This is a genomic window from Mesorhizobium sp. M2A.F.Ca.ET.037.01.1.1 (assembly GCF_003998075.1).
Taxonomy (GTDB): Bacteria; Pseudomonadota; Alphaproteobacteria; order Rhizobiales; family Rhizobiaceae; genus Mesorhizobium.
The window spans coordinates 1-2,083 of sequence record NZ_RZSA01001075.1; the positions used below are offsets into that span (position 1 = coordinate 1).

2 protein-coding genes are annotated in these 2,083 nt (G+C 64.6%); both read left to right on the forward strand.

What is annotated here, in order from left to right:
- Positions 1 to 796, forward strand: a 796-nt coding sequence (locus tag EOA27_RS33525) for a proline racemase family protein (RefSeq protein WP_127258414.1), incomplete at its 5' end; no start/stop codon positions are given.
- A gap of 218 nt (positions 797 to 1,014) precedes the next feature.
- Positions 1,015 to 2,007 (forward strand): cell division protein FtsZ, encoded by a 993-nt coding sequence (ftsZ, locus tag EOA27_RS33530; protein WP_042647517.1) that lies wholly within the window; start codon positions 1,015 to 1,017, stop codon positions 2,005 to 2,007.
- Positions 2,008 to 2,083: the final 76 nt, after the last annotated feature.

Genomic DNA, 2,083 nt, shown 5'->3' on the forward strand with positions numbered 1-2,083 from the left:
GGGGCCGACAGAATCCCCGCCGATGTCGGGCTCCAACACGATCTGCGTCGCCACGGTGCTGCTCGAGACCGGAATGGTGCCGATGCAGGAGCCGGAGACACGCTTCAAGCTCGATATGCCGGGCGGCGTCATCGAGGTCAACGCCGAATGCCGCGACGGCAAATGCCTGTCGATCACCTTCCGCAACGCCCCCGCCTTCGCCGAACGCCTCGACGCGAATATCGAGGTCGAGGGGCTGGGAACGCTGAAGGTGGACATCGCTTACGGCGGCATGTTCTACGCCATCGTCGATGCACCCGCGCTAGGTTTATCGGTTACGCCCGACGAGGCGCGCGAACTGGCCGTGGCCGGCGAGAAGGTTCGCCGCGCCGCGCGCGAGCAGCTCGATGTCGTCCATCCTGAATTCGACAATGTGCGCGGTGTCTCGATCGTGCAGTTCGCCATGCCGTTCCAGGGGCCGGGCAAGGTCACGCGCAACACCTGCATCGTCTCGCCCGGCCGTTCCGACCGCAGCCCGACCGGGACCGGCACCTCGGCCCGCATGGCCGTGCTGCACGCGCGGGGCCAGATGAAGGAAGGGGAGGTGTTGATCCATGAATCGATCATCGGCTCGCGCTTCACCGGCAGAATTGTCGGCTTGACCGAAATCGCCGGACGCAAGGCGATCGTTCCCGAGATCACCGGCCGTGCCTGGATCACCGGCGAGCACAACTACTATCTCGATCCGACAGATCCCTATCCGCAAGGCTATGTGCTGTCGGACACCTGGGGCACCTCGACCTCGGTGACGCAATAGAACTTCTTGCAACGGCGTCGCCTTGGAGCTCGGGCACCCGGAGCCTTTTTGTTCAAACGCAGGGGCATTGCGCTTGCATATGCTCGGCGGACTTGCAGGGAGGCGCCCGCTCTGATTCCCTGCGCTTGGTGGGGATCACCTGATTCGTGTGCTCGTTGCTCCGGTTCCGCATCGTCGTGCGGCGGAGCAGCGGGCGCTTTCGGTAGAAAGATGAAAAAATGACCGCCAAGCCGGAAATCCTGGAGATGAGACCCAAGATTACCGTCGTCGGGGTCGGCGGTGCCGGCGGCAACGCCGTCAACAACATGATCGCCGAAGGTCTGCAGGGCGTCGAGTTCGTCGTCGCCAACACCGACGCCCAGGCGCTCACCATGTCAAAGTCGTCGCGGCTGATCCAATTGGGCGCGCATGTCACCGAGGGCCTGGGCGCCGGGTCCTTGCCCCAGGTCGGAAGTGCGGCCGCGGAGGAATCCATCGATGAGATCATGGATCATCTGGCGGGAACGCATATGTGCTTCATCACCGCCGGCATGGGTGGCGGCACCGGGACGGGTGCCGCGCCCGTGATTGCGCGCGCCGCGCGCGATGCCGGCATTTTGACAGTGGCCGTCGTCACCAAGCCTTTCACGTTCGAAGGCAAGCGCCGGACCCAGGCGGCCGAGGAAGGCATAGAACGCCTGCGCGAAAGCGCCGACACCGTGATCGTCATCCCGAACCAGAACCTGTTTCGGGTCGCCGACGCCAGGACCACCTTCGCCGACGCTTTCGCCATGGCCGATCGCGTCCTCTACGCGGGCGTCGGCTGCATCACGGATCTCATCGTCAAGGAAGGCCTGATCAATCTCGATTTCGCCGACGTGAAATCGGTGATGCGGGACATGGGCCCGGCAATGATGGGAACGGGCGAGGCCTCCGGAGAGGGACGCGCAAGAACGGCAGCCGAGGCGGCGATAGCCAATCCGCTGCTGGACGAAGCCTCCATGACGGGCGCCAGGGGGCTGCTGGTGTCGATCAGCGGCGGTATGGACATGACGCTGTTCGAGGTCGATGAGGCCGCGACGAGGATACGCGAGGAGGTCGACGCCGATGCCGACATCATCGTCGGCGCCATCTTCGACCAGTCCCTGGCCGGGAAGTTCCGTGTGTCGGTCGTCGCGACGGGACTGCGCAAGAGCGCGAGCGTGATGCAGTTCGAGCAGAGGATCGCCTGACCCACCGCGATTCTCGAGCGCGCCGATGGCGCGGCGCAAATAGGCTGATGCCAGCTTCCGACGGCGAATAGATCCC